This is a genomic window from Pseudomonas sp. NPDC087185, assembly GCF_044744955.1.
GTDB lineage: Bacteria > Pseudomonadota > Gammaproteobacteria > Pseudomonadales > Pseudomonadaceae > Aquipseudomonas.
In genome coordinates, this window is sequence record NZ_JBIUZK010000001.1 from 62,117 (window position 1) to 88,777 (window position 26,661).

The following is a 26,661-nucleotide window of genomic DNA, read 5'->3' on the forward strand; positions in this document are numbered from 1 at the left end:
GCGTCGAAAAGACCAAAAAGCCAAGAATGCTGGGGAGCAAGTAGGAGAAAGCTAGAAGGCTCGACCTGATGCACCGCTAAGGTACGCCAAGCACTATTCCACTTCGAGATTTTGAGCGAGGAAGGTCCATTAAAATTAAGGACTTATAAAATGGAGGCGGCCCCACCAGCCACACCCCGGCACTCGATGTTCCCGCTATGGCTGCTCCCTTCCGGGCCTGACCAGGTTAACGGGTAATCAATGCGGGGGGACCGATGGGGCCACCACTACACGGCTCGCTGAACAGCGAGTGGCGCCATTGTACCGGTCTGGGGAGCAGATACAACCTCTGACGGGAGAAAAAGTCATCATTTCTCAATGACTTGTCCAAACCGAGGAGGTCTGGACCGGCCTATTCGCGCGCAAGCGTGCTCCCACAGGGACCTCACCGAGCCTGATTGCAGTGCAGTACCTGTGGGATCCGGCGGCCGGCATAGTCAGACGGCGATGCCCTGCTCGCCCAGGAACACGACAAACGAATCCTCGTCCAGCACCTTCACCCCCAGCTCACTGGCCTTGGCCAGTTTGGAGCCCGCACCCGGCCCGGCGACCACGCAGTGGGTCTTGCCGGAGACCGAGCCGGCCACCTTGGCGCCCAGGCTTTCCAGCTTCTCTTTGGCGATATCGCGACTCATGCGCTCCAAGGTGCCGGTCAACACCCAGGTCTGGCCCGCCAGCGGCAAACCTTCTGCCACTTTCTTCTCGCTGTTCCAATGCATGCCGAAAGCCAACAACTGGGCTTCGATATCCCGCGCCAGCGTCTGGTTGGCCTCGTCCCTGAAAAATTCACGCACAGCGTCAGCCTGCTTGGCCGCCAGGGCCTGACGCAGGTCGATGCCGTCAGCCGCGATGATCTTGTCCAGGCTGTCGAGCTTGGCCACCAGCTTTTCCGCACCGGTAGGCCCAACCGAAGGAATGTCGAGTTTGGCGATCATCCCTGCCAGCGTGGTGCTCGCAGCGAATTCGGCCGCCAGGTCACCTTCGTCCTGCAGCTGCATGCCACTGGCCAGCAGCTGCTCGATGACCTTCTGGTTGTGCTCGTCTTCGAAGAAGTTGTGGATCTCGTGCGCCACTTCCAGGCCAATGTCTGGCAGGTACGTCAGCACCTGCGGCAATGCCTGCTGCACCCGCGCCAGGCTGCCCAGTGAGCGGGCAAGCACCTTGGCGGTCTCTTCGCCCACATCCGGGATGCCCAGAGCGTAGATGAAGCGCGCCAGGCTCGGGCACTTGCTGGCCTCGATAGCGTCCAGCAGCTTCTTGCTGGAGACTTCGGCAAAGCCTTCCAAGCCGACGATCTGGTCGAACTCCAGCTTGTACAGGTCCGCCGGCGATCCGATCAGGCCTTCGTCCACCAACTGCTCAACGCTTTTTTCGCCCAGGCCATCGATATCCATGGCGCGACGCGACACATAGTGAATGATCGCCTGCTTGAGCTGGGCGCCACAGGCCAGGCGGCCGACGCAGCGGTACACCGCGCCTTCGCTGGTGGTTTCCTTGCCCTTGCTGCGCTTGACCAGCTGGGTACGCTCGACCTGCGAGCCACACACCGGGCATTCGCTGGGCACCTGCACCGGGCGGGCATCTGCTGGGCGCCGCTCGAGCACCACCTGCATGACCTGCGGGATCACGTCCCCGGCACGGCGGATAATCACTGTGTCGCCGATGCGCAAGCCCAGGCGGGCGATTTCGTCCATGTTGTGCAGGGTCGCGTTGGACACCGTCACGCCAGCCACCTTGACCGGCCTCAGGCGCGCCACCGGCGTTACCGCGCCGGTGCGGCCGACCTGAAACTCGACGTCGAGCACTTCGGTGAGCTCTTCCATGGCCGGGAACTTGTGGGCAATGGCCCAGCGCGGCTCGCGTGCGCGGAAGCCCAGCTCGCGCTGGGAGGCCAGGCTGTTGACCTTGAACACCACGCCATCGATTTCGTACGGCAGGCTGTTGCGCCGCTCGCCGATGTCGCGGTAGTAGGCCAGACACTCTTCGATACCTGCGGCATGGCGCAGCTCACGGCTGATCGGCAGGCCCCATTCCTTGAGCTGTTCGAGAATAGCGATGTGGCTTTCGCCGATGCTGGCCGAAACCTGCCCCACGCCATAGCAGCAGAATTCCAGCGGGCGGCTGGCGGTGATCTTCGAGTCCAGCTGGCGCAGGCTGCCGGCAGCAGCGTTGCGCGGGTTGGCGAAGGTCTTGCCGCCGGCTTCAGCCTGGGCAGCATTGAGGCGGTCGAAACCCGCCTTGCTCATGAACACTTCACCCCGCACCTCAAGCACGGCTGGCCAGCCTTCGCCCTGCAGCTTGAGCGGGATGTTACGCACCGTGCGCACGTTGGCGCTGATGTCTTCGCCGGTGGTGCCGTCGCCACGGGTGGCGCCCTGCACCAGCTGGCCGTCGCGATACAGCAGGCTCACCGCCAGGCCATCGAGCTTGGGTTCGCAGCTGAAATCGACTGCACCCGGCTGGTCGAGCCCATCCACCACGCGGCGGCCGAATTCGCGCAGGTCGGCTTCTTCGAAGGCGTTGCCCAGGCTGAGCATCGGCACTTCGTGGCGCACCTGACTGAAGGCGGCCAGGGCAGTACCGCCAACGCGCTGGGTGGGCGAGTCTGGGGTTACCAGGTGCGGGTGCTCGGCCTCAAGGGCTTTGAGCTCGTTGAACAGGCGATCGTATTCGGCGTCGGGCACGCTCGGCTCGTCGAGCACGTAGTAGCGGTAGTTGTGCTGGTCGAGCTCTGCTCGCAATGCGTGGATTCGGGATTCGGCGTTCATTCTTCAGGTTCTCTTGCAAAGCAAAAGAGCAGCCCTAGGCTGCTCTTGCGCTTGAAACGAAGCGAGCGTGACCAAGGCAAGGTCCGCTCGCTCAATGACATCAGCGTTTCTGGGTCAGCGCGCGGCGCTCGAACTCGACGATGCGCTGGCGGTAATGTTCGATGGTCTGGGCGGTCAGCACGCTGCGCTGGTCGTCCTTGAGCTCGCCATTGAGCTCGTGGGCCAGTTTGCGCGCTGCAGCGACCATCACATCGAAGGCCTGCTTCGGATGACGCGGGCCTGGCAGCCCGAGGAAGAAGCTCACCGCACGGGTGCTGAAGTGGTCGATGTCGTCCAAGTCGAAGATGCCGGGCTTGACCGCATTGGCCATGGAAAACAGCACTTCGCCGTGACCCGCCATGCTCTCGTGGCGGTGGAAGATGTCCATTTCACCGAAACGCAGGCCGCTTTCGAGAATGTTCTGCAACAGCGCCGGGCCCTTGAAGCCACCCTCGTCGCGGGAGATCACGCTGATCACCAGCACTTCCTCAACCGGCGGCAGCTCCTTGACGGCATTGCCATTGGCAGCGAAACCAGTGTTGCGGTTGCTGTCGGCGGCAAAGTCGTCGTCGCTGTCGGCAAACAGGTCCGGCTCACGCGGCTCAGCCACCAGGTCGAGGTCGCCCTGCGGCTGCACTTCGGCGGCGCGCTTGCCACGCTTGCTGGCCTTGGCCGGCTTAACTTCCCGTTCGCGTTCGCGCTCACGCAGGGGCGCGCTGAGCGACGGCAGGTCGCTTTCGTCCAGCTCTGGCTCCTTGTGGGTATCCAGCACCCGGGACGGGCCGAGCACCTCGGCGCTGCCCTCCTCGTCTGGCACATTGGAATAACTGCGATCCAGACGGAATTTCAACTTGCCTTTTCCGCCGCGCATGCGGCGCCAGCCGTCGAAAAGAATACCGGCGATGACAATGATGCCGATGAGGATCAGCCACTCGCGCAGACCGATTTCCATGTAATCCCGTGCCTCTATAAAAATATGCTTGAAAACAAAGGCTTCAAAGCCCTTTAACACGTGGCGCCAACTCTATGTTCTGACAGGCGTTTTACCCACGCAAAAAACGAGTGACATTAAGCTAGCACGACCAAAGACAACTTTACACCGTCTGTCGCACATGACGGGGGCATTTACCTACAGAATGCGCCCTATCTTCGCTCATCAGGCGTCGACCATGGCCAGCGCCTCCTCTACATCAACTGCAACAAGACGTGAACAGCCAGGCTCGTGCATGGTCACCCCCATCAATTGATCCGCCATCTCCATGGCAATCTTGTTGTGGGTGATGTAGATGAACTGCACGCTTTCGCTCATTTCCTTGACCAGCCGGGCGTACCGCCCGACGTTGGCATCGTCCAGCGGCGCATCGACCTCGTCGAGCATGCAGAACGGTGCGGGGTTCAGTTTGAAAATCGCAAACACCAGCGCCAATGCGGTCAGTGCCTTCTCGCCGCCAGACAGCAAATGGATGGTGCTGTTCTTCTTGCCCGGTGGCCGCGCCATGATCGTCACCCCTGTATCGAGTAGATCTTCGCCCGTCAGTTCCAGATAAGCGCTGCCGCCACCGAAAACTTTCGGGAAAAGTGCCTGTAATCCGGCATTTATCTGATCAAAGGTATCCTTGAAGCGGTTGCGGGTTTCCTTGTCGATCTTGCGGATCACGTTTTCCAGGGTGTCCAGTGCCTCGACCAGGTCGGCGTCCTGGGCGTCGAGGTAACGCTTGCGCTCGGACTGCTGCTCGTACTCTTCGATGGCCGCCAGGTTGATCGCGCCGAGGCGCTGGATGCGCGCATCGATCTGCTCCAATTCCTGCTCGGTGCCCTGTTCGCTGGCATCGGCCTCGACGGTGGCCAGCACACCCTGCAAATCGTAGCCGTCGGCCAGCAATTGTTCCTGCAGGGTCTTGCGGCGCACGTCCAGGCCTTGGCTTTCCAGGCGTAGCTGTTCGAGCTGGCCGCGCAGCAACTGGGCCTGCTGTTCGGCCTGGGTGCGGCGTTTTTCAGCATCGCGCAGGGCGCGGTCGGCCTCGTCCATGTGCAGGCGGGCCTGGCGCATTTCCTCGTCGACGCTCATGCGCCGCTCCAGCAGCTCTTCAAGCTTCAGGCGCAGCTCTTCCTGCGGTGCCTCGCCCTCTTCCAGGTTCAGGCTCAGCTGTTCCTGGCGCTCGCTCAGGCGGGCGGCCTGTTGCTCCAGGCGCTCCAGCGCCTGGCGGGTGGAGTCGTGCTGGGCGCGCAACGAGCCCAGGCGCACGGCCAGCTGGTGGGCGTGGTCCTTGTGCTGGCGGGCTTGCTGGCGGATGCGGTCGAGGCCTTCGCGCAAGGTATCGCGACGGGCCATCAACTGCTCGCGCTGCTCGGCGTCCTGGGCCATCAGGTCCAGGGCCTCCTGCAACACCAGGCGCGCCTCACCCAGTTGCTCATGCTCCAGCGCGCGCTGCTCCTGAAGCTCGGTCAATTCTTCGTGCAACTGGCGCCGGCGCAGTTCGACCTGCTCGGCGCGGGCGCGGCCAGCCGAGAGGCCGGCCTTCAGCTCACCGTGCTGGCGGCTTTCTTCCTGAGTGCGGCGGCGCAGCTGTTCGCGCGCCTCTTCCAGGCCCACTTGCTGCTCACGCAGGGCCTGCAGCTGTTGATCAAGCTGTTCCAGCGCAGCTTCCAGCTCCAGCTGTTCCTGGCCGAGGCGTTCGATTTCCTGGCCGCGCGCCAGCACGCCGCCCTGTGACTCGCCGCCGCGGCTGACGCGCAGAAAATGCCGTCCAACCCAGTAGCCGTCGCGGCTGACCAGGCTCTGCCCGTCAGCGAGCGAGGCACGCTGGGCCAAGGCCTGGGCGAGGTCCTCCACGGGCCTGACCTGGGCCAGCCAGGGCGCAAGGTCGGTGCGGCCTTCGACCTTGTCGAGCAGGCTGCCGGGCTGGCGTACACGGTCACCGCCGGCCAGCAGCAAGCGCAGGTCGCCCTGCTCCAGCTCGGCGAAGTCGAGCCCGGCAAAATCGTCGACCAGCACCGCCTGCAAGTCGGCGCCCAGCACGGTTTCCACTGCCAGCTCCCAACCCGGCTCCACCCGCAGCCCTTCGGCCAGCCGCGGCCGTTGCTCCAGGCCTTGGTCGCGCAGCCAGTCGGCAGCACCTGCGCCCGGCTCCAGCGCGGCTTGCTGCAAGGCTTCCAGCGATGCCAGGCGGCCACCGAGGCGCTGCAGGTCGCCCTGCTGTTGCTGTTGGGCGTGCGTGGCCTGCTGCAATTGCTCGCGCACGCCTTCCAGGCGTTCGACCAGCTGTTCTTCCGACAGTTGTAGCTCGTCCAGCTGCATCTCGCTGGCGGCCAATTGCTCGGCAAGTTCGAGCAAGGCGCCATCCTGCGGGTCGGCGGCCAACTGCTCGCGCTCTTCACCCAGCTTGCGCTGGCGCTCGGCCATGCGCTCCAGGCTGGTTTCGAGTTGCTGCAGGCGCGATTGCTGCACTTCGGCCTGGCGACGCGGCTCGGCCGAGCGGGTATTGAAGCTGTCCCACTGTTCCTGCCAGCCGTGCATGCCCAGCTCGGCTTCTTCGAGGGCGGCGGCGGCCTCTTCGGCTGCGGCCAAGGTCATTTCCTGCTCCGGCTCGAGCATCGCCAGCTCTTCGCCGAGGGTGGCCAGCAGGGTGCGGTCGTGGCCCAGGTGCGACTCGGTTTCCAGCCGCGTGCGTTCAGCTTCCTTGAAGTCATCCTGCAACTGGCGCAGGCGCTGCTGGCCATGCTGGATGCTCTGCTCGACGCGGGCGATATCTCCGGCCACCGAATAGAAGCGGCCCTGCACCTGGTTGAAACGCTCGGACAGTTCGTGATGGCCATCACGCAGGCGTTCGATGCTGGCATCGGCGTTACGCTGCTCGGCGACCAGCGCCTCGTGGGCCACATCCTGGTCGCCGATCACTGCTTCGCGCTGGCGCACGCGCTCGTCCAGGTCACGCCAGCGCAGGGCCGACAGGCGTGCCTTGAGCTGACGCTCCTGGGCCTTGTATTCGCGGTATTTCTCGGCGGCCTGGGCCTGGCGGTGCAGGCGTTCGAGCTGGCGCTCCAGCTCTTCGCGCAAGTCGGTCAGGCGCGCCAGGTTTTCCTGGGTGCGGCGGATGCGGTTTTCGGTCTCGCGGCGGCGCTCCTTGTACTTGGAGATGCCCGCGGCCTCTTCGATGAAGTTGCGCAGCTCTTCGGGCTTGGCTTCGATCAGCTTGGAGATCATTCCTTGCTCGATGATCGAGTAGCTGCGCGGGCCCAGGCCGGTACCGAGGAAGATGTCGGTGATGTCCCGGCGGCGGCACTTGGTGCCGTTGAGGTAATAGGTGTTCTGCCCGTCGCGGGTGACCTTGCGGCGGATGGAAATCTCCGCGTAGGCGGCGTACTCGCCCACCAGCGTGGTTTCGCTGTTGTCGAAGATCAGCTCGATGCTGGCCTGGCTCACTGGCTTGCGGCTGGTGGAGCCGTTGAAGATGACATCGGTCATCGACTCGCCGCGCAGGTTTTTTGCCGAGCTTTCGCCCATCACCCAGCGCACCGCATCGATGATGTTGGACTTGCCACAGCCATTGGGGCCGACCACGGCCGCCATGTTGCTGGGGAAATTGACCGTGGTCGGGTCGACGAACGACTTGAACCCGGCCAGGCGAATGCACTTGAGGCGCACCGGTCAGCCTCGGGCCAGCGCCGCCAGCACCAGTTCGCAACTGCGCTGGCAATAGGCGGTAAGCACCTCGCGGATGCGCGGCAGGTCACGGGCGACCACGGCGTCGAGCAGGCGGGCGAACAGCTCGAGGTAATCGAGCATATTGGCCTGGCGCTGGTCCAGGGCAAGGTAATAGGCACGGCTCATGGCCGGCTGCAGGTTTTCCACCGTTTCCTGCAGGTACGGGTTGTCGGCGAACGGGTAGGCAGCGCGCATCACCGCGAAACTGTCGGCGACGAAGGCCTTGATGTCCTCTTGCTCGCGGGCCAGGCCCAGGCGCTGCTGGATGTCCAGAAACGGGCGCAGGTCGCTGTCGGTGCGCCATTTCTGCGCCACGGCGTTGCCCAGCAGAATGTAGAACTCGCCCATCAGGGTGCACAGGCTGCGCACGCTGCGTTCGTCCAGCCGAGTCACATGGGCGCCACGTCGCGGCAAAATCGCTACCAGATGGCGACGTTCGAGGATCAACAGCGCTTCGCGCACCGAGCCACGGCTGACATTCAGTGCCTGAGTGACCTTCTGCTCCTGGATACGCTCACCGGGTGCGAGTTCGCCACGGATGATGCGTTCGGCCAGGTAGTCGGCAATCTGCTCGGAGAGGCTGTCCGGCGCCTTGAACGTCATGGTTTTCCTTCAGAATCATTGATCTGGGTACAAGTGCGCGATTGTAGCGCACTTGGCCGGCCCTCGCGCAGAGGGGCGAAAGGCTTTATTTGACCTGCCAGGCAGCCGCCTGGGCGGCGCGATCTATGCTTTAGATATGGGCAGTCCGGGCGGCCAAATTGGCTTGCGGATAATTTCTTGACCCTTAAGTCAGAAAATTATTGACCAGCGTGTCAGCTCTGCTTATTGTCCGCCCAACAACAATAAAACCATTGCGAGGCCATCCCCCGTGATCCAGTTTCTCGTCAACCAGGAGCTGCGCAGCGAGCACGCCCTGGACCCGAACATGACGGTGCTGCAGTACCTGCGCGAGCACCTGGGCAAACCCGGCACCAAAGAGGGCTGCGCCAGCGGCGACTGCGGCGCCTGCACCGTGGTGGTCGGCGAGCTGACCCAGGATGACCAGGGTCAGGACCGCCTGCAATACCGCAGCCTCAACTCCTGCCTGACCTTCGTCTCGTCGCTGCACGGCAAGCAACTGATCAGCGTCGAAGGCCTCAAGCACCAAGGTGAACTGCACAGCGTGCAACAAGCCATGGCTGACTGCCACGGCTCGCAATGCGGCTTTTGTACCCCTGGCTTTGTGATGTCGTTGTTCGCCCTGCAGAAGAACAGCCAGGGCCACGACCTGCATCAGGCCCAGGAAGCCCTGGCCGGCAACCTGTGCCGCTGCACGGGCTACCGGCCGATCCTCGACGCCGCCGAACAAAGCTGCCGCCTGCCCTGCCGCGACCAGTTCGACGCCCAGCAGGCACAGACCATCAGCCGCCTCAAGGCCATTGCGCCCACCCAGACCGGCGAACTCAACAGCGGCGACAAACGCTGCCTGGTGCCCCTGACCGTCGCCGACCTGGCCGACCTGTACAGCTCGCACCCCGAAGCGCGCCTGCTGGCTGGCGGTACCGACTTGGCGCTGGAAGTCACGCAGTTTCACAAAACCCTGCCGGTGATGATCTACGTCGGCCACGTGGCCGAGCTCAAGCGCATCGACAAGACCGCCAGCCACCTGGAAATCGGCGCAGCCACCCCGCTCACCGACTGCTACGGCGCGCTCAACGAGGAATACCCCGACTTCGGCGACTTGCTGCACCGCTTCGCTTCGCTGCAGATCCGCAACCAGGGCACCCTGGGCGGCAACATCGGCAACGCTTCGCCGATTGGCGACTCGCCGCCCTTGCTGATCGCCCTGGATGCACAGATCGTCCTGCGCCAGGGCGACCGCCAGCGCACGATGGCGCTGGAAGACTACTTCATCGACTACCGCATCACGGCCCGCCAGGACAGCGAGTTCATCGAGAAGATCATCGTGCCACGTGCCAGCAATGACTGGGCCTTCCGCGCCTACAAAGTGTCCAAACGCCTGGATGACGACATCTCGGCGGTGTGCGCTGCGTTCAACCTGAGCATCGAGGACGGCGTGGTCAGCGGCGTGCGCATCGCCTTTGGCGGCATGGCTGCAATCCCCAAACGCGCCCGCGCCTGCGAAGCCGCCCTGCGCGGCAAACCGTGGAATCAGGCCAGCATCGAGCGCGCCTGCCAGGCCCTGGCCGAGGACTTCACCCCGCTCAGCGACTTCCGTGCCAGCAAGGAATACCGCCTGCTGACCGCGCAGAACCTGCTGCGCAAGTACTTCATCGAACTGCAAACGCCGCACATCGAAACCCGGGTGACCGATTATGTCTAACCATCACGCCGTCAAGAGCCAGGCCGAGATGGCCGAACTGTTCAGCCAGGACCTGACCACCGGGGTTGGCCGCAGCGTCAAGCACGACAGCGCCGACAAGCACGTGGCCGGCGAGGCGTTGTACATCGACGACCGCCTGGAATTCCCCAACCAGCTGCATGTGTATGCGCGCACCGCCGACCGCGCCCACGCGCGCATCCTGCGCATCGACACCACGCCGTGCTATGCCTTCGAGGGCGTGCGCATCGCCATCACCCACGAGGACATCCCCGGCCTGAAAGACATCGGCCCGGTGGTCGCCGGTGACCCGCTGCTGGCCATCGACAAGGTCGAGTTCTTCGGCCAGCCGGTGCTCGCCGTGGCCGCCCGCGACCTCGACACCGCGCGCCGCGCGGCGATGGCCGCGGTCATCGAGTACGAAGACCTGGAGCCGGTACTGGATGTGGTCGAGGCATTGCGCAAGAAGCACTTCGTGCTCGACAGCCACACCCACCAGCGCGGTGACTCCGTGGCAGCCCTGGCCAGCGCCCCGCACCGCCTGCAGGGCACCCTGCACATTGGCGGCCAGGAGCACTTCTACCTGGAAACGCAGATCTCGTCGGTGATGCCCACCGAAGACGGCGGCATGATCGTGTACTGCTCCACGCAGAACCCCACCGAAGTACAGAAGCTGGTGGCCGAAGTGCTCGACGTGCCGATGAACAAGGTGGTGCTCGACATGCGCCGCATGGGCGGCGGCTTTGGCGGCAAGGAAACCCAGGCGGCCAGCCCGGCCTGCCTGTGCGCGGTGATCGCGCGCCTGACCGGCCAGCCGACCAAGATGCGCCTGCCGCGCGTCGAAGACATGATGATGACCGGCAAGCGTCACCCGTTCTATGTCGAGTACGACGTCGGCTTCGATGACAATGGCCGCCTGCACGGCATCAACTTCGACCTGGCCGGCAACTGCGGCTACTCGCCCGACCTGTCCGGTTCGATCGTCGACCGCGCGATGTTCCACTCCGACAACGCCTACTACCTGGGCGATGCCACCGTGCACGGCCACCGCTGCAAGACCAACACCGCCTCCAACACCGCCTACCGCGGCTTTGGCGGGCCTCAAGGCATGGTCGCCATCGAGCAGGTGATGGACCATATCGCCCGCCACCTGGGGCGCGACCCGCTGGCCGTGCGCAAGGCCAACTACTACGGCAAGACCGAGCGCAACGTCACCCACTACTACCAGACCGTCGAGCACAACATGCTCGAAGAAATGACCGCCGACCTGGAAGCCAGCAGCGACTATGCCGAGCGCCGCGAGTCGATCCGCCGCTTCAACGCCAACAGCCCGGTCCTCAAGAAGGGCCTGGCGCTGACCCCGGTCAAGTTCGGCATTTCGTTCACCGCCACCTTCCTCAACCAGGCCGGTGCGCTGATCCACATCTATACCGATGGCAGCATCCACCTGAACCACGGCGGCACCGAGATGGGCCAGGGCCTGAACACCAAGGTCGCGCAGGTCGTCGCGCAAATCTTCCAGGTCGATTTCAGGCGCATCCAGATCACCGCCACCAACACTGACAAGGTGCCCAACACCTCGCCGACCGCTGCCTCCAGCGGCGCCGACCTGAACGGCAAGGCCGCGCAGAACGCCGCCGAAATCCTCAAGAAGCGCCTCACCGAGTTCGCCGCGCGGCACTACCATGTGACCGAAGAAGACGTCGAGTTCCGCAACGGCCATGTGCGCATGCGCGACCAGATCGTCAGCTTCGAGCAACTGGTGCAGCAGGCCTACTTTGCCCAGGTGTCACTGTCGACCACCGGCTTCTACCGCACGCCGAAGATCTTCTACAACCGCAGCCAGGCGCGCGGCCGGCCGTTCTACTACTACGCCTTCGGCGCAGCCTGCGTCGAGGTGATCGTTGATACCCTGACCGGCGAGTACAAGATGCTGCGTGCCGACATCCTGCACGACGTCGGCGACTCGCTGAACCCGGCCATCGACATCGGCCAGGTAGAGGGCGGGTTCATTCAGGGCATGGGCTGGCTGACCACCGAAGAGCTGGTGTGGAACGCCAAGGGCAAGTTGATGACCAATGGCCCGGCCAGCTACAAGATCCCGGCCGTGGCCGACATGCCGCTGGACCTGCGGGTGAAGCTGGTGGAAAACCGCAAGAACCCGGAGGACACCGTGTTCCACTCCAAGGCCGTGGGTGAGCCGCCGTTCATGCTCGGCATCGCCGCCTGGTGCGCGATCAAGGACGCCGTGGCCAGCATCGCCGACTACCGCGTGCAGCCAAACATCGACGCACCGGCGACACCGGAGCGGGTGTTGTGGGGCTGTGAGCAGATGCGCAAGGACGTGGCTGCGGCGCAGCAGGCCAAGCAGCTGGAAACCGTGACGCAGTAATCGGGACAGCACCGCTCCCACAAGGACCGCGTGCATTTACGAAGAGAGGCTGAATCATGCACCAATGGATCAACGCCCTCGCCGACCACCAGTCCCGCGGCGAACCCTGCGTGCTGGTGACCATCATCGAGGAACGTGGCTCGACGCCACGTAACGCCGGCTCGAAAATGGTCGTCAGCGCCAGCGGCCTGTACGACACCATCGGCGGTGGCCACCTGGAGTTCAAGGCACTGCACATCGCCCGGCAGATGCTCGAAGAACACCGCAGCACCCCGCACCTGGAGCGCTTCAGCCTCGGCGCCAGCCTCGGCCAGTGCTGCGGGGGCGTCACCGTGCTGCTGTTCGAGCCGATGACCGCCGTGCAGGCGCAGATCGCCGTGTTCGGCGCGGGCCATGTCGGCCGGGCTCTGGTACCCTTGCTCGCCGCGCTGCCCTGCCGGGTGCGTTGGATCGATTCGCGTGAACAGGAATTCCCCGAGCTCATCCCCAACGGGGTGACCAAGGTGGTGAGCGAGGAGCCGGTCGACGAAGTGGCCGAACTGCCCGCCGGTTGCTACTGCATCGTCATGACCCACAACCACCAGCTCGACCTGGAGCTGACCGCCGCCATTCTCAAACGCAACGATTTTACCTGGTTCGGGCTGATCGGCTCGAAGACCAAACGGGTCAAGTTCGAGCACCGCCTGCGCGAGCGCGGCTTCGACGACGCCGTGATGGCGCGCATGCGCTGCCCGATGGGCCTCGCCGAGGTCAAGGGCAAGCTGCCGATCGAGATCGCCGTGTCCATCGCCGGCGAAATCATCGCCACCTACAACGCCTGCTTCGGCCAGCACGATGCTGGCGCCAATGCCGGCCCCATTGCCCAGTTGCTGCCGCCCTCCCGGCGCAGCCAAGCTATCTGACGAGTGAGTTATGACCGTTACCCGCAAAGCCTACCGTGCCGCCATCCTGCACAGCATCGCCGACCCGGCCGAGGTCGGCCTGCAAGCCTCCCATGAGTATTACGAGGACGGCCTGCTGGTGATCGACGATGGCCGCATCAGCGCCCTCGGCCATGCCAGCGAGTTGCTGCCGACCCTGGCGGCCGACATCGAAGTGGTGCATTACCAGGATGCCCTGATTACCCCGGGCTTCATCGACACCCACATCCACTTCCCGCAGACCGGCATGATCGGCTCCTACGGCGAACAGCTGCTGGACTGGCTCAATACCTACACCTTCCCGTGCGAAAAGCAGTTCGCCGACAAGGATCATGCCGACACGGTGGCGAAGATCTTCCTCAAGGAACTGCTGCGCAACGGCACCACCACTGCGCTGGTGTTCGGTAGTGTGCACCCGCAGTCGGTCAATGCGCTGTTCGAAGAGGCCGAGCGCCTGGACCTGCGGATGATCGCCGGCAAGGTGATGATGGACCGCAATGCCCCGGACTACCTCACCGACACCGCCGAAACCAGCTACACCGACAGCAAGGCGCTGATCGAGCGCTGGCACGGCAAGGGCCGCCTGCACTATGCGGTCACCCCGCGTTTCGCGCCGACCAGCACGCCTGAGCAACTGGCCCTGGCCGGCCAGTTGCTCAAGGAACACCCGGGCGTTTATTTGCACACCCACCTGTCCGAGAACCTCAAGGAGATCGACTGGGTCAAGGCGCTGTTCCCTGAGCAGAAAGGTTACCTGGACGTCTACGACCACTTCGAACTCCTGGGCGAGCGCTCGGTGTTCGCCCACGGCGTGCACCTGTGTGACGAAGAGTGCCAGCGCCTGTCCGAAACCGGCTCGGCCATCGCCTTCTGCCCGACCTCCAACCTGTTCCTCGGCAGTGGCCTGTTCAATTTGCCGCAAGCGGAGAAGTTCAAGGTCAACGTGGGCCTGGGCACCGACGTCGGCGCCGGCACCAGCTTCTCGCTGCTCAACACCCTGAACGAAGCGTACAAGGTGATGCAGCTGCAAGACGTGCGCCTGCACCCGTACAAGTCGCTGTACTTGGCCACCCTCGGCGGCGCCCGCGCGCTGCGCCTGGATGACCGCATCGGCAGCCTGCGCCCGGGCAACGATGCCGACTTCGTGGTGCTCGACTACAAGGCCACGCCGCTGCTGGACTACCGTATCCAGCAGTCCGGCAGCATCGAAGAAACCCTGTTCGTGCTCACCACCCTGGGCGACGACCGCACCGTACGTGAAACCTACGCCGCCGGGCGTTGCGTACACCAGCGTTAAGGCTGTTTCGCCAGGCCCCGGTACAGCGCGCCGCCGATCGCCGCCCCGATCAGCGGCGCCAGCCAGAACAGCCACAGCTGCTGCAAGGCCCAACCACCGACAAGCAGGGCCGGCCCCGTGCTACGCGCGGGGTTGACCGAGGTGTTGGTCACCGGGATCGAGATCAGGTGAATCAGGGTCAGGGCCAGGCCGATGGCGATCGGCGCAAAGCCGGCCGGGGCCCGCGCGTCGGTGGCGCCCATGATGATCACCAGGAACATCGCCGTCATTACCACCTCACTGACAAACCCCGCCGCCAGCGAATAGCCACCGGGCGAGTGGTCGGCGTAGCCGTTGGAGGCCAGCCCCGACGACAGTTCGAAACCCGCCTTGCCACTGGCAATCAAGTAGATCACCGCCGCGGCCAGGACTGCCCCGATCACCTGGGCGATCACGTAAGGCAGCAATTCCTTGGCTGGAAAGCGCCCACCGACCACCAGCCCGAACGACACCGCGGGGTTGAGATGGCAACCGGAGATGTGGCCAATGGCGAAGGCCATGGTCAATACAGTCAGGCCAAAAGCGAAAGCGACACCAAGGACACCGATGCCAACCGGGGAACTGGCCGCCAGTACGGCACTGCCGCACCCGCCCAGCACCAGCCAGAAAGTGCCGACCAGCTCGGCACCCATGCGCACACCCAAAGACGTAGTCATGGACCTCTCCTCAAGTAGTGGAACGCAGCGACTGCGCAAGCCCAACCACATTGAAAAGGGGTTTGCAACTAGCAAATTTATCAGGTATTGAGCGAATGACCAGCAGGGCCTGCAACGCAAAAGGGCCGCTTAGCGGCCCCTTCGGTTCACAGGCAAACGATCAACCCTTGGCCGCAGCCTTCGGTTTTTTCAGCAGGTGCGAGAACACCGCATGCAGGTCGTCCGAGGCACTTTCCTCGTCCAGGTTGAGCTTGCTGTCGATGTGGTCCATGTGATGCATCATCAGGCTCACGGCCTGCTCCGCATCCCGCGCCTCGATGGCATCGATCAGTTGCATGTGCTCGTCATACGAGCAGTGCGAGCGGTTGCCGCTCTCGTACTGGGCGATGATCAGCGACGTCTGCGACACCAGGCTGCGCTGGAAGCTGACCAGCGGCGCATTGCCGGCCGCCTCGGCCAGCTTGAGGTGAAATTCGCCGGACAGGCGGATGCCCGCACCGCGATCGCCACGCGAGAAGCTGTCGCGCTCTTCGCGCACCATATGGCGCAACTCGTTGAGCTGCTCCAGGGTGGCGTGCTGCACCGCCAGCTCGGTAATGGCGCGCTCGACCATGCGACGCGAGAAGAACACCTGGCGCGCTTCTTCGACCGTCGGGCTGGCTACCACAGCACCGCGGTTGGGCCGCAGCAGCACGACGCTTTCATGTGCCAGGCGCGACAAGGCGCGGCGGATAATGGTGCGGCTGACGCCAAAGATCTCGCCCAGCGCTTCCTCGCTCAACTTGGTGCCCGGCGCCAGTCGCTGCTCGAGGATCGCCTCGAAGATATGCGCATAGACGATATCGTCCTGGGTACCACTGCGGCCGGCCTTGCCGACGCGTGCAGGTTTCTTCAGAGGTTGCAGCTGTTCGTTCATGGGCTCTCGAGGCACGAAGGAAAGTATGTCGGCATTGTACACAGGCTGAGCCGTTTCTGCAGGTAGCCTTTTACCTATATAGCCGTTGCACGACAGATTGTGCGCACAAAACATAAAACATTATTTGCTTTCTTTGTACACAAAAGCATAATCCATCGAGCAACTTCTTGACCCGTAAGTCAACAAACGCGTCAGACGTCTGCCATCCCTCGCGGAGCCACCAAGTGCATTGCGCAGGTCACTGGCTCCAAGAACAACAAGAAAGACTTGAGGAGTATCGCTGTGGAAAGCCGCAAATCCGACGCACCTACGCTGGATCTCGCTCCACCGCTCGAAACGAGTTGGCTGGAGCGGATTTTCAAACTCAAGCAACACGGCAGCACCGTCAGGACCGAACTGATCGCCGGGGTGACCACCTTCATCACCATGGCCTACATTATCTTCGTCAACCCCAATATCATGGCCGACGCCGGCATCGACCACGGTGCGGCCTTCGTCGCCACCTGCATCGCCGCCGCCCTCGGCTGCCTGCTGATGGGCCTGTACGCCAACTGGCCCGTGGGCCTGGCGCCGGGCATGGGGCTGAACGCCTTCTTTACCTACACCGTGGTCGGCACCATGGGCTACAACTGGGAAACGGCACTGGGCGCGGTGTTCGTCTCGGGCGTGCTGTTCATGTTCCTGACCTTGTCGAAAGTGCGCGAATGGCTGCTCAACAGCATTCCAGTCAGCCTGCGCCATGCAATGGGGGCTGGCGTCGGATTGTTTCTCGGGCTGATCGGCCTGAAGACTGCGGGAATCATCGTCGACAGCCCGGCCACCTTGATCAAGCTGGGCTCGCTGCATGAGCCAGGCCCGCTGCTGGCGGCAGTGTGCTTCCTGCTGATCGCCATCCTCAGCTACAAACGCGTGTTTGGCGCGATCCTGATCAGCATCATCGGCGTTACCCTGGCGGGTTGGGGGCTGGGCCTGGTGACGTTCGGCGGGGTGATGTCGATGCCGCCGAGCCTGGCGCCGACCTGGATGGCCATGGATGTGGCCGGGGTGTTCAACGTCAGCATGATCAGCGTGGTGCTGGCCTTCCTCTTCGTGCACATGTTCGACACGGCAGGCACCTTGATGGGCGTGGCGCAGCGGGCCAACCTGGTGGCGCCTGACGGCCGAATCGAGAACCTGTCGCGGGCGCTGAAGGCGGACAGTGCATCGAGCGTGTTCGGCGCCGTGGTCGGCGTGCCGCCGGTGACCAGCTATGTGGAGAGTGCCGCCGGTGTGGCCGCCGGCGGGCGTACCGGGCTGACAGCGGTTGTGGTTGGCTTGCTGTTCGTCGCCGCGATGTTCTTCGCCCCGCTGGCCGGGATGATCCCTGCGTATGCCACCGCAGGCGCGTTGATCTACGTGGCCATGCTGATGATGGGCAGCATGGCGCACATCCACTGGGATGAAGCCACCGACAGCATTCCGGCGATCGTCACCGTGATCATGATGCCGCTGACCTTCTCGGTGGCGGACGGGATTGCCCTGGGGTTCATCAGTTACGTGGCGCTGAAGGCGGGTACCGGCAAGTACAAGGAGATCTCAGCCAGCCTATGGGTGCTGTGCGCGATCTTCATCGCCAAGTTCGTGTTCCTCTGACACCCACTTGCACCAACAAAGGGCGCCTCGGCGCCCTTTTGTTTTTTGGGTGCCCGAACAGGCCCATCAAGACAACACAAAAACAGCAGACGAAAAAAAGCCCGCCAGTGTGAGAGCGGGCCAAGGACCTACGAAGATTCTTCTAGCGACCAACTAGCTCCCGCGATAGGTCGAATAGCTGTAAGGCGAGATCAGCAGAGGCACATGGTAGTGATCCTGTTTCTCGTCGATGCCAAAGCGCAGCACAACAACATCCAGAAACGCCGTGTCGGGCAGCTGAACGCCGCGAGCACGGTAATAGGCGCCAGCACTGAATTGCAGCTGGTAAACGCCAGTACGGTAGTCGTCACCCTGCAGCAGCGGCGCATCGACGCGCCCATCGCTGTTGGTCAGGGCAGTGTTCACCAGCTCCAGCTGCTGGCCTTCGACACGGTACAGCTCGACCTTGATCGCGCTGCCCGGGCAGCCGTGAGCGGCATCCAGTACATGTGTAGTCAAACGTCCCATTGCTTGTCGCCTCTTGTTCAATCTGTGGGCAAAAATTACACAGCCATCAGCACGGCCAAGTGCCTGCGATGGGCGGGAATGACGTTATTAAGACATTCCATCGCTAGATTGTACACAATTTTTTGAGCCCATCCGTCGCGGCCCCGCAAACACTGCTTTTTGTCGCGAAATCAGGCGCTGTGCAGACCCTCATGGCATTTACTGACCAATTGGGCAGGTTTCTTGCAACCTATTCTCACGCGACAAAAGGGCAGAAATGCGGAAAAACAGGCTTACAAAAGATTTCAGAAGTTGTATACAATCAGCCCATCCGGTGGTGCGACATCCCGACGCGGCCCGCCCACCCCCGCACAAACGCACAAGAAGGAAGACTGCAGTGAGCGCTGACTACCCTCGCGACCTGATCGGTTACGGCAACAACCCTCCTCACCCGCAATGGCCGGGCAACGCTCGCATCGCGCTGTCCTTCGTGCTCAATTACGAGGAAGGCGGCGAGCGCAACATCCTGCACGGTGACAAAGAGTCCGAGGCCTTCCTGTCCGAGATGGTCGCTGCCCAGCCGCTGCAGGGCCAGCGCAACATGAGCATGGAATCGCTGTACGAATACGGCAGCCGCGCTGGCGTGTGGCGCCTGCTCAAGCTGTTCAAGGACAGCGGCGTACCGCTGACCGTGTTCGCCGTGGCCATGGCCGCCCAGCGCCACCCCGACGTGATCCGCGCCATGGCCGAGGCCGGTCACGAGATCTGCAGCCACGGCTACCGCTGGATCGACTACCAGAACATGGACGAGGCCCAGGAGCGCGAGCACATGCTCGAAGCCATCCGCATCCTCACCGAACTGACCGGCGAGCGCCCGGTGGGCTGGTACACCGGCCGCACCGGCCCGAACACCCGCCGCCTGGTCATGGAGGAAGGTGGTTTCCTCTACGACAGCGACACCTACGACGACGACCTGCCCTACTGGGAACCCAACAACCCGACCGGCAAGCCGCACCTGGTGATCCCGTACACCCTGGACACCAATGACATGCGCTTTACCCAGGTACAGGGCTTCAACTGCGGCGAGCAGTTCTTCCAGTACCTAAAAGACGCCTTCGACGTGCTGTACGAAGAAGGCGCCGAGGCACCGAAAATGCTTTCCATCGGCCTGCACTGTCGCCTGGTCGGCCGCCCGGCGCGCCTGGCCGCACTGAAGCGCTTCGTCGACTACGCCAAGAGCCACGACCAGGTCTGGTTCGCCCGTCGCGCGGACATCGCCCGCCACTGGCACACCACCCACCCGTACAAGAAAGAGAACGCCTGATGACCGCCTTCAAGACCCTCAAGCCATCGACCCTGAGCCGTGATGCCTTCGTCAACGCCTTCGCCGACATCTACGAGCACTCGCCGTGGGTCGCCGAAAAAGCCTATGACCTGGGCCAGCTGGGCGAGCTGGACGAGATCGAGGCGCTGCACCAGCGCATGAGCGACATCCTGCTCAGCGCCAACCACGCAGACCAACTGGCACTGATCAACGCTCACCCGGACCTGGCCGGCAAAGCCGCCATCCAGGGCGAGCTGACGGAGTCGAGCACGAACGAGCAGGCCGGCGCCGGTATCCATCAGTGCACCGCCGAAGAGTTCGCCCGCTTCACCGAGCTGAACGATGCCTACAAGGCTAAATTCCAGTTCCCGTTCATCATGGCGGTCAAGGGCAGCAACCGGCACCAGATCCTCGCCGCTTTCGAAAGCCGCATCCACAACGACGCGGATGCCGAGTTCAAGGAAGCCCTGGCGCAGATCAACCTGATCGCCCTGTTCCGCCTGCTGCAGCTGTAACGCCGCAGCGACGTAAGAGCCTTATCCAGAATAACGAACTTAGAAGAGATAACCGCATGCGCACCCTGATGATCGAGCCCCTGACCAAAGAAGCCTTCGCCGCCTTCGGTGACGTTATCGAAACCGATGGCAGTGACCACTTCATGATCAACAACGGCTCGACCATGCGCTTTCACAAGCTCGCCACGGTCGAGACCGCCGAGCCTGAAGACAACGCGATCATCAGCATCTTCCGCGCCGACGCGCAGGACATGCCGCTGACCGTGCGCATGCTGGAACGCCATCCGCTGGGCAGCCAGGCTTTCATCCCGCTGCTCGGCAACCCCTTTCTGATCGTGGTCGCGCCGGTTGGCGATGCACCTGTATCAGGCTTGGTCCGTGCCTTCCGCAGTAATGGCAGGCAGGGCGTCAATTACCATCGCGGCGTTTGGCACCACCCGGTGCTTACGATCGAAAAGCGGGATGATTTCCTGGTGGTTGATCGCAGTGGTTCTGGCAACAACTGCGATGAGCATTACTTCACCGAGGAACAGATGCTGATCCTCAATCCCCACCAATAAGAAAAGGTCAGTCATCGTTTGGTGACTGGCAGAGGTACATACTGTGGAAGCACACCTTCACGAATGGCTGAACCTGAGCATTCGCTGGGTTCACATGATCACCGGTGTCGCCTGGATCGGTGCATCGTTCTACTTCGTCTGGCTGGAAAACAACCTGAACCGGAGCAATCCGCGTGACGGGCTGTCGGGTGACCTTTGGGCCATCCACGGCGGTGGTATCTACCACCTTGAGAAGTACAAGCTGGCGCCGCCGAAAATGCCCGAGAACCTGCACTGGTTCAAATGGGAAGCCTACTTCACCTGGATGTCCGGTATCGCCCTGCTGTGCGTGGTGTTCTACTGGAACCCGACCCTGTACCTGCTGGCCCCTGGCAGCACCCTGAGCGGTGCCGAGGGCGTGGCCATCGGTATCGGTTCGCTGGTGGCCGGCTGGTTCATCTACGACCTGCTGTGCGACTCGCCACTGGGCAAACGCCCGGCGCTGCTTGGCGGCGTGCTGTTCGTACTGATCATCGCCGCCTGCTGGGGCTTCAGCCTGGTGTTCAGCGGCCGTGGCGCGTACCTGCACACCGGCGCGATCATCGGCACCATCATGGTCGGCAACGTGTTCCGCATCATCATGCCGGCCCAGCGCCAGCTGGTGGCCGCGATCGAAGCCAACACCACCCCCGACCCACGCCTGCCGGCCAAAGGCCTGCTGCGTTCGCGTCACAACAACTACTTCACCCTGCCGGTGCTGTTCATCATGATCAGCAACCACTTCCCGAGCACCTACGGTAGCCAGTACAACTGGCTGATCCTGGCCGGCATTGCAGTAGCTGCGGTACTGATCCGCCACTACTTCAACACCCGTCACGACAGCGCCAAGTACGCCTGGACCCTGCCCGTCGGTGCCCTGGCGATGATCTGCCTGGCCTACGTCACCGGCCCCAAGCCGATGGCTGTTGCGCCTGAGCAGGCGGCGGCGAAGGTCGAGTACCAACCGCTGCCGGCGACCGCCGTGGGTGGCAAGACCGCTGCCGAACAGCGCGCCGAGGATGCTGCCAAGGCAGCCCAAGCCGCTGCCGCACCGACTGAGGCGCAGGCTCAAGCCACTGCCCAGGTGGGCGGCGGCGCGTTCGACAAGATCCACACCGTCATCCAGGAACGCTGCACCGTGTGCCACTCGTCGAAACCGACCAGCCCACTGTTCAGCGCCGCCCCTGCCGGCGTGATGTTCGACACCCCGCAGCAGATCCAGGCCCAGGCCGCGCGCATTCAGGCGCAAGCGGTCGCCAGCCAGATCATGCCGCTGGGCAACATCACCCAGATGACCACCGAAGAGCGCAAGCTCGTGGGTGACTGGATCGCCAAAGGCGCTCAAGTCAACTGATACACCTCTCCTGCCGGGGCGTCCGCGCGCCCTGGCGGGAGCGGCCTTGCGCCGCGAAAAGGGCCGGCACTGCCGGCCCGAACTACAAGAAACACGCAACAAGCAAGCATCGAGCGCCCAGGCCTGCAGCCTGGCGCTTGGATCCGAGAATAAAAACAAAACTCGAGGTGCTGCATGTCCGAGTCACGCAAGGCGTACATTCCCGTTGCGCCGCCGCGAGAGCCTCTGCCCCTGTTCCAACTGATCCTGGTTGGCCTGCAACACGTTCTGCTGATGTACGGAGGCGCGATCGCCGTACCTTTGATCATCGGCCAGGCGGCCGGATTGTCCCGTGAAGAAGTCGCTTTCCTGATCAACGCCGACCTGCTGGTCGCCGGCGTCGCCACCATCATCCAGTCGTTCGGTATCGGCCCTGTCGGGATCCGCATGCCCGTGATGATGGGCGCCAGTTTCGCGGCCGTCGGCAGCATGGTAGCCATGGCCGGCATGCCCGGCGTAGGCCTGCAGGGGATCTTCGGGGCGACCATCGCTGCCGGGTTCTTCGGCATGCTGATCGCGCCGTTCATGTCCAAGGTCGTGCGCTTCTTCCCTCCGCTGGTCACCGGTACCGTGATTACCTCGATCGGCCTTTCGCTGTTCCCGGTCGCGGTCAACTGGGCCGGTGGCGGCCATGAGGCAGAAGCCTTCGGCTCGCCGATCTACCTGATGGTGGCGGGCCTGGTGCTGGCCGTGATCCTGTTGATCAACCGCTTCATGCGCGGCTTCTGGGTCAACGTGTCGGTGCTGGTGGGCATGGGCCTGGGCTACATCCTGGCGGGCTCCATCGGCATGGTCGACCTGTCCGGCCTGAACGAAGCGCCGTGGCTGCAAGTGGTCACCCCACTGCACTTCGGCATGCCGACCTTCAGCCTGGCACCGATCCTGTCGATGTGCCTGGTGGTGGTGATCATCTTCGTCGAGTCCACGGGCATGTTCCTCGCCCTGGGCAAGGTGACCGATCGCGAAGTCACCCCCGGGATGCTGCGCCGCGGCCTGCTGTGCGATGCCGGTGCATCGTTCATTGCCGGCTTCTTCAACACCTTCACCCACTCCTCCTTCGCGCAGAACATCGGCCTGGTGCAGATGACCGGGGTACGCTGCCGCTTCGTCACCATCGTGGCCGGCGCGCTGCTGATCCTGCTAAGCCTGCTGCCCAAGGCGGCCTTCCTGATTGCTTCGATCCCGCCTGCAGTACTGGGCGGCGCGTCCATTGCCATGTTCGGCATGGTCACGGCCACCGGGATCAAGATCCTCCAGGAAGCCGACATCGGCGACCGTCGCAACCAGCTGCTGGTTGCGGTCAGTGTGGGCTTCGGCCTGATCCCAGTGGTGCGTCCGGAGTTCTTCGCGCAGATGCCGCAGTGGATGGAGCCCATCACCCACAGCGGCATCGCCATGGCCACCGTCAGCGCCCTGGTGCTGAACGTGCTGTTCAACATCCTCGGTGGCGCTGACCGCGCGGCGCATAACGACGCCTGTCACCAGCATTGAATTGCAGGGCGGCGCAACGCCGCCCTTTCTCACCTTTCGCAGTAACCGCTGTGCCGTCGGCCCGCCGGAATGGGCTGCCCGGGGCGCTTGCGCGCCAAAAAAACCGCCAACAAAAACAATAAGTCCGGGAATCACAACATGAAGCGCATCGCATCAAGCCTGTTGCTGGGCAGCAGCCTGCTGGCCACCCTCCCCGCGCATGCAGGCGAATGGCTGCTGTGGCATGGCGAAAGCCTGACCTATCTGTACGGCAAGGACTTCAAGGTCAACCCTGATATCCAGCAGACCATCACGTTCGAGCACGCCAACAAATGGAAGTACGGCGACACCTTCCTGTTCGTCGACAAGATTTTCTACAACGGCAAGCCCGACGCCAGCAAAGGCGTGACCACCTATTACGGTGAGTTCAGCCCGCGCCTTTCGTTCGGCAAGATCTTCGACCAGAAGCTGGCCTTCGGCCCGGTCAAGGATGTGCTGCTGGCCATGACCTACGAGCGTGGCGAAGGCGACAACGAGGCCTACCTGATCGGCCCCGGCTTCGACCTGAACATACCCGGCTTCAACTACTTCACCTTGAATTTCTATGTGCGCAACACCGAGGGCAGCCGCCCCGGTGACAACGTCTGGCAGATCACCCCCGGCTGGTCCTACACCCTCCCAGTGGGCCGCTCGGACATTCTGATCGACGGTTACATGGACTGGGTGCCCGACAACGATCAGAACCGCCGCGGCACCTACCACGCCAACCTGCACTTCAACCCGCAGGTCAAATACGACCTGGGCAAGGCCCTGAACCTGGGCGCCAAACAGCTGTACGTGGGTTTTGAATACAGCTACTGGAAGGACAAGTACGGCATCGACAGCCGCGGCAATCTGGAGAGCAACCAGAGCGTCGCCAGCGCCCTGATCAAGGTGCATTTCTAAAAAACTGATCAAACGCCCAAGTTTGATTCACTGTGCTCCAGGACGGAGCACTTGAGGCCAGGCGCGCAAGCCAGTAATCTGCGCGCCCCCTCGATCAGGGCAGGACGGATCCTGCCCGCGTTTACTGACCGCTCAGTCAATGAATTCGGGCGGTTGGCCAACGTGTTGCCAGCCTGAAATACCCATTTTCATCCGTTCAGAACGAGTCGAGCAGGAAGGTTGTAGCTAACCCGGAAAGTTGGCGCAGCTCTTGCCAAATAGCTGTGGCCTATCGAAAAAAGCTGACTCAAAAGACAAAAACAGCGCCAACACCGAGCGCTGACAACAGATCAATCAAGGGAGCGACACTCGCAATGCGTACCATCAACAGCCTGATTCTCGCGGGCGGCCTGCTGGCCTGTGGCACCACCTACGCCGATGACCTGCTGCAGTGGCAAAACAACAGCCTGACCTACCTGTGGGGCAAGAACTTCAAGGTCAACCCGGCCATCCAGCAAACCGTGACCTTCGAGCACGCTGACGGCTGGAAGTACGGCGACAACTTCATCTTCGTCGACAAGATTTTCTACAACGGCAAGAAGGACGCGGGCAATGGCGACAACACCTACTATGGTGAAATCAGCCCGCGCCTGTCGTTTGGCAAGATCTTCGACCAGAAGCTGGCCTTCGGCCCGGTCAAGGACGTACTGCTGGCGATGACCTACGAGTTCGGCGAGGGTGACACCGAGTCCTACCTGATTGGCCCAGGCTTCGACCTGGACATCCCCGGCTTCGACTACTTCCAGCTGAACTTCTACCAGCGCACCACCGACGGCAGCCGCGCCGGTGACAACGTCTGGCAGATCACCCCAGTGTGGTCGTACACCCTCCCGGTGGGCTCGTCTGACATCCTCATCGACGGTTTCATGGACTGGGTGGTCGACAACGACGAGAACCGCCGTGGCGAATACCACGCCAACCTGCACTTCAACCCACAGGTCAAATATGACCTGGGCAAGGCGCTGCACCTGGGCGAGAAGCAGCTGTACGTCGGCTTTGAGTACGACTACTGGAAGAACAAGTACGGCATCAAGGATTCCGACGGGTTCACCACCGACCAGAACACCGCAAGCTTCCTGGTCAAGGTTCACTTCTGATAACCGGGCTGCTGCCCATCGCCGGCAAGCCGGCTCCTACAGAGATAGCGCCGCGCCTGAGATAGGTGGGGTACCTGTGGGAGCCGGCTTGCCGGCGTTCCGGGGCTTGCCCCGGCCATACGCATCAGGTGGCGGGCTTTACCGCCCGCCACAGCTTGCCGGCCAGCGCTACGACAGCAAGCACCGCGGCACCCGCGACAATCCCCACACCGCCGTTGAGCAACGCCCCGGTCAACGCTCCGCCCCGCCCTTCACTGAACGCCTCGATGGCATGATGCAGCGGCGCAACCCCGTGCACCAGAATCCCGCCACCCACCAGGAACATCGCCGCGGTGCCGATGACCGACAGGCTCTTCATCATGTAAGGCGCCGCCCGCAGGATGCCATTGCCCACCGCCTGGGCCACCTTCGACGCCTTCTGGGTCATCCACAAGCCCAGGTCATCGAGCTTGACGATACCGCCCACCAGCCCGTACACACCCACGGTCATGACAATCGCGATGCCCGACAGCACGATGATCTGCTGGGTCAGCGGCGCATCGGCCACGGTGCCCAGGGTGATGGCGATGATCTCCGCCGAGAGGATGAAGTCGGTACGCACCGCACCCTTGATCTTGGTCTTCTCGTAAGCCACCAGGTCGACGTTCGGATCGGCCAAGGCTTCACTGTGCAAACTGTGCTGGGCCGCATCTTCTTCCTTGCTGTGCAGGAACTTGTGCGCCAGCTTCTCGAACCCTTCAAAGCACAGGTACGCGCCGCCGATCATCAGCAACGGCGTCACCGCCCAGGGGATGAACGCACTGATCAGCAGCGCCGCCGGCACCAGGATCGCCTTGTTGACAAACGAGCCCTTGGCCACCGCCCACACCACCGGGATCTCGCGCTCGGCACGCACGCCAGTGACCTGCTGGGCGTTGAGCGCCAGGTCGTCGCCCAATACGCCCGCGGTCTTCTTCGCCGCGACCTTGGTCATGAGCGATACGTCATCGAGCACCGTGGCGATGTCGTCGATCAGTACCAGTAGACTGCTTCCTGCCATGTTTGCCTGTTTCCCGTGAAATGAATGGGCCGGAGTCTAGCCGAAAGTC

At 63.0% G+C, this 26,661-nt stretch carries 20 protein-coding genes and 1 other RNA gene; 12 read left to right on the forward strand and 9 right to left on the reverse strand.

Annotated elements, in window-relative coordinates; all coding sequences use genetic code 11:
* Positions 1-160: 160 nt before the first annotated feature.
* The 5 genes from ffs to ACIPIJ_RS00250 all read right to left on the reverse strand — a co-directional run bounded on the left by ffs (position 161) and on the right by ACIPIJ_RS00250 (position 8,154).
* An RNA gene (ffs, locus tag ACIPIJ_RS00230) (signal recognition particle sRNA small type) lies at positions 161-257 on the reverse strand.
* Positions 258-476: 219 nt separating this feature from the next.
* Entirely contained in the window at positions 477-2,807 is a 2,331-nt protein-coding gene (gene ligA / locus ACIPIJ_RS00235) for an NAD-dependent DNA ligase LigA (RefSeq protein ID WP_401071625.1), read from the reverse strand.
* Positions 2,808-2,907: 100 nt separating this feature from the next.
* Positions 2,908-3,798: a cell division protein ZipA gene (gene zipA / locus ACIPIJ_RS00240; protein WP_401071627.1), complete on the reverse strand. Its 891-nt coding sequence runs from the start codon at positions 3,796-3,798 to the stop codon at positions 2,908-2,910.
* Between the two features lie 204 nt (positions 3,799-4,002).
* Positions 4,003-7,491, reverse strand: a complete 3,489-nt coding sequence (gene smc / locus ACIPIJ_RS00245) for a chromosome segregation protein SMC (protein WP_401071629.1) — start codon at positions 7,489-7,491, stop codon at positions 4,003-4,005.
* Positions 7,492-7,494: 3 nt separating this feature from the next.
* Positions 7,495-8,154, reverse strand: coding sequence for a GntR family transcriptional regulator (locus ACIPIJ_RS00250; protein WP_401071631.1), 660 nt, complete (start codon positions 8,152-8,154; stop codon positions 7,495-7,497).
* A 268-nt stretch (positions 8,155-8,422) separates the two neighbouring features.
* Between ACIPIJ_RS00250 and xdhA the strand changes: the two genes are divergently transcribed.
* The 4 genes from xdhA to guaD are packed head-to-tail and all read left to right on the forward strand — an operon-like array spanning position 8,423 to position 14,483.
* Positions 8,423-9,877: a xanthine dehydrogenase small subunit gene (gene xdhA / locus ACIPIJ_RS00255; RefSeq protein ID WP_401071633.1), complete on the forward strand. Its 1,455-nt coding sequence runs from the start codon at positions 8,423-8,425 to the stop codon at positions 9,875-9,877.
* The gene (gene xdhB, locus ACIPIJ_RS00260) at positions 9,870-12,266 is read left to right on the forward strand and encodes a xanthine dehydrogenase molybdopterin binding subunit (protein WP_401071635.1); all 2,397 of its coding nucleotides are present in this window, start codon (positions 9,870-9,872) and stop codon (positions 12,264-12,266) included. Before xdhA ends, xdhB begins: the two co-directional genes overlap by 8 nt.
* Positions 12,267-12,322: 56 nt before the next feature.
* Positions 12,323-13,168 (forward strand): xanthine dehydrogenase accessory protein XdhC, encoded by an 846-nt coding sequence (gene xdhC / locus ACIPIJ_RS00265; RefSeq protein ID WP_401071637.1) that lies wholly within the window; start codon positions 12,323-12,325, stop codon positions 13,166-13,168.
* Positions 13,169-13,178: 10 nt separating this feature from the next.
* Positions 13,179-14,483 (forward strand): guanine deaminase, encoded by a 1,305-nt coding sequence (gene guaD / locus ACIPIJ_RS00270; RefSeq protein WP_401071639.1) that lies wholly within the window; start codon positions 13,179-13,181, stop codon positions 14,481-14,483.
* Here guaD and aqpZ read toward each other — a convergent pair.
* Positions 14,480-15,178 (reverse strand): aquaporin Z, encoded by a 699-nt coding sequence (gene aqpZ / locus ACIPIJ_RS00275; protein WP_401071641.1) that lies wholly within the window; start codon positions 15,176-15,178, stop codon positions 14,480-14,482. The two genes, guaD and aqpZ, sit on opposite strands and share 4 nt — an antisense overlap.
* Before the next feature lie 160 nt (positions 15,179-15,338).
* On the reverse strand, positions 15,339-16,094 hold the full coding sequence (locus ACIPIJ_RS00280) for a GntR family transcriptional regulator (protein ID WP_401071643.1): 756 nt from the start codon (positions 16,092-16,094) through the stop codon (positions 15,339-15,341).
* A gap of 282 nt (positions 16,095-16,376) precedes the next feature.
* Between ACIPIJ_RS00280 and ACIPIJ_RS00285 the strand changes: the two genes are divergently transcribed.
* Positions 16,377-17,726: an NCS2 family permease gene (locus tag ACIPIJ_RS00285; protein ID WP_401071645.1), complete on the forward strand. Its 1,350-nt coding sequence runs from the start codon at positions 16,377-16,379 to the stop codon at positions 17,724-17,726.
* A gap of 153 nt (positions 17,727-17,879) precedes the next feature.
* Here the strand turns inward: ACIPIJ_RS00285 and uraH are convergent, their stop codons facing one another.
* On the reverse strand, positions 17,880-18,233 hold the full coding sequence (uraH, locus tag ACIPIJ_RS00290) for a hydroxyisourate hydrolase (protein WP_401071647.1): 354 nt from the start codon (positions 18,231-18,233) through the stop codon (positions 17,880-17,882).
* A gap of 376 nt (positions 18,234-18,609) precedes the next feature.
* Here uraH and puuE point away from each other — a divergent pair, with 376 nt between their 5' ends.
* From puuE to ACIPIJ_RS00325, 7 genes are all read left to right on the forward strand, one after another.
* The gene (puuE, locus tag ACIPIJ_RS00295; protein WP_264312246.1) at positions 18,610-19,536 is read left to right on the forward strand and encodes an allantoinase PuuE; all 927 of its coding nucleotides are present in this window, start codon (positions 18,610-18,612) and stop codon (positions 19,534-19,536) included.
* Positions 19,536-20,051 (forward strand): 2-oxo-4-hydroxy-4-carboxy-5-ureidoimidazoline decarboxylase, encoded by a 516-nt coding sequence (gene uraD / locus ACIPIJ_RS00300; RefSeq protein ID WP_401071649.1) that lies wholly within the window; start codon positions 19,536-19,538, stop codon positions 20,049-20,051. The genes puuE and uraD overlap by 1 nt, the downstream gene beginning before the upstream one ends.
* A 56-nt stretch (positions 20,052-20,107) precedes the next feature.
* On the forward strand, positions 20,108-20,611 hold the full coding sequence (locus ACIPIJ_RS00305; RefSeq protein ID WP_346614048.1) for an ureidoglycolate lyase: 504 nt from the start codon (positions 20,108-20,110) through the stop codon (positions 20,609-20,611).
* Between the two features lie 43 nt (positions 20,612-20,654).
* Positions 20,655-21,983, forward strand: a complete 1,329-nt coding sequence (locus ACIPIJ_RS00310; RefSeq protein WP_401071651.1) for a urate hydroxylase PuuD — start codon at positions 20,655-20,657, stop codon at positions 21,981-21,983.
* Positions 21,984-22,157: 174 nt separating this feature from the next.
* Positions 22,158-23,513 carry a nucleobase:cation symporter-2 family protein gene (locus ACIPIJ_RS00315; protein WP_008091647.1) on the forward strand — a complete coding sequence of 452 codons (1,356 nt, stop codon included), beginning with the start codon at positions 22,158-22,160 and terminating at the stop codon, positions 23,511-23,513.
* 138 nt (positions 23,514-23,651) lie between these two features.
* A complete protein-coding gene (locus tag ACIPIJ_RS00320; RefSeq protein ID WP_401071653.1) occupies positions 23,652-24,437 on the forward strand; it encodes an outer membrane protein OmpK in 786 nt (261 codons plus the stop codon).
* A gap of 353 nt (positions 24,438-24,790) precedes the next feature.
* A complete protein-coding gene (locus tag ACIPIJ_RS00325) occupies positions 24,791-25,573 on the forward strand; it encodes an outer membrane protein OmpK (protein ID WP_401071655.1) in 783 nt (260 codons plus the stop codon).
* Between the two features lie 124 nt (positions 25,574-25,697).
* Here ACIPIJ_RS00325 and ACIPIJ_RS00330 read toward each other — a convergent pair whose 3' ends face one another.
* Positions 25,698-26,612, reverse strand: a complete 915-nt coding sequence (locus ACIPIJ_RS00330) for a DUF808 domain-containing protein (RefSeq protein ID WP_401071657.1) — start codon at positions 26,610-26,612, stop codon at positions 25,698-25,700.
* Positions 26,613-26,661 lie beyond the last annotated feature (49 nt).

What these genes read in the sequence shown, in the direction of transcription:
- ligA (WP_401071625.1), bottom strand. Translation starts at nt 2,807, where the DNA reads ATGAACGCCGAATCCCGAATCCACGCATTGCGAGCAGAGCTCGACCAG.
- zipA (WP_401071627.1), bottom strand. Translation starts at nt 3,798, where the DNA reads ATGGAAATCGGTCTGCGCGAGTGGCTGATCCTCATCGGCATCATTGTC.
- ACIPIJ_RS00250 (WP_401071631.1), bottom strand. Translation starts at nt 8,154, where the DNA reads ATGACGTTCAAGGCGCCGGACAGCCTCTCCGAGCAGATTGCCGACTAC.
- xdhB (WP_401071635.1), top strand. Translation starts at nt 9,870, where the DNA reads ATGTCTAACCATCACGCCGTCAAGAGCCAGGCCGAGATGGCCGAACTG.
- xdhC (WP_401071637.1), top strand. Translation starts at nt 12,323, where the DNA reads ATGCACCAATGGATCAACGCCCTCGCCGACCACCAGTCCCGCGGCGAA.
- guaD (WP_401071639.1), top strand. Translation starts at nt 13,179, where the DNA reads ATGACCGTTACCCGCAAAGCCTACCGTGCCGCCATCCTGCACAGCATC.
- aqpZ (WP_401071641.1), bottom strand. Translation starts at nt 15,178, where the DNA reads ATGACTACGTCTTTGGGTGTGCGCATGGGTGCCGAGCTGGTCGGCACT.
- ACIPIJ_RS00280 (WP_401071643.1), bottom strand. Translation starts at nt 16,094, where the DNA reads ATGAACGAACAGCTGCAACCTCTGAAGAAACCTGCACGCGTCGGCAAG.
- uraH (WP_401071647.1), bottom strand. Translation starts at nt 18,233, where the DNA reads ATGGGACGTTTGACTACACATGTACTGGATGCCGCTCACGGCTGCCCG.
- uraD (WP_401071649.1), top strand. Translation starts at nt 19,536, where the DNA reads ATGACCGCCTTCAAGACCCTCAAGCCATCGACCCTGAGCCGTGATGCC.
- ACIPIJ_RS00305 (WP_346614048.1), top strand. Translation starts at nt 20,108, where the DNA reads ATGCGCACCCTGATGATCGAGCCCCTGACCAAAGAAGCCTTCGCCGCC.
- ACIPIJ_RS00315 (WP_008091647.1), top strand. Translation starts at nt 22,158, where the DNA reads ATGTCCGAGTCACGCAAGGCGTACATTCCCGTTGCGCCGCCGCGAGAG.
- ACIPIJ_RS00320 (WP_401071653.1), top strand. Translation starts at nt 23,652, where the DNA reads ATGAAGCGCATCGCATCAAGCCTGTTGCTGGGCAGCAGCCTGCTGGCC.
- ACIPIJ_RS00325 (WP_401071655.1), top strand. Translation starts at nt 24,791, where the DNA reads ATGCGTACCATCAACAGCCTGATTCTCGCGGGCGGCCTGCTGGCCTGT.
- ACIPIJ_RS00330 (WP_401071657.1), bottom strand. Translation starts at nt 26,612, where the DNA reads ATGGCAGGAAGCAGTCTACTGGTACTGATCGACGACATCGCCACGGTG.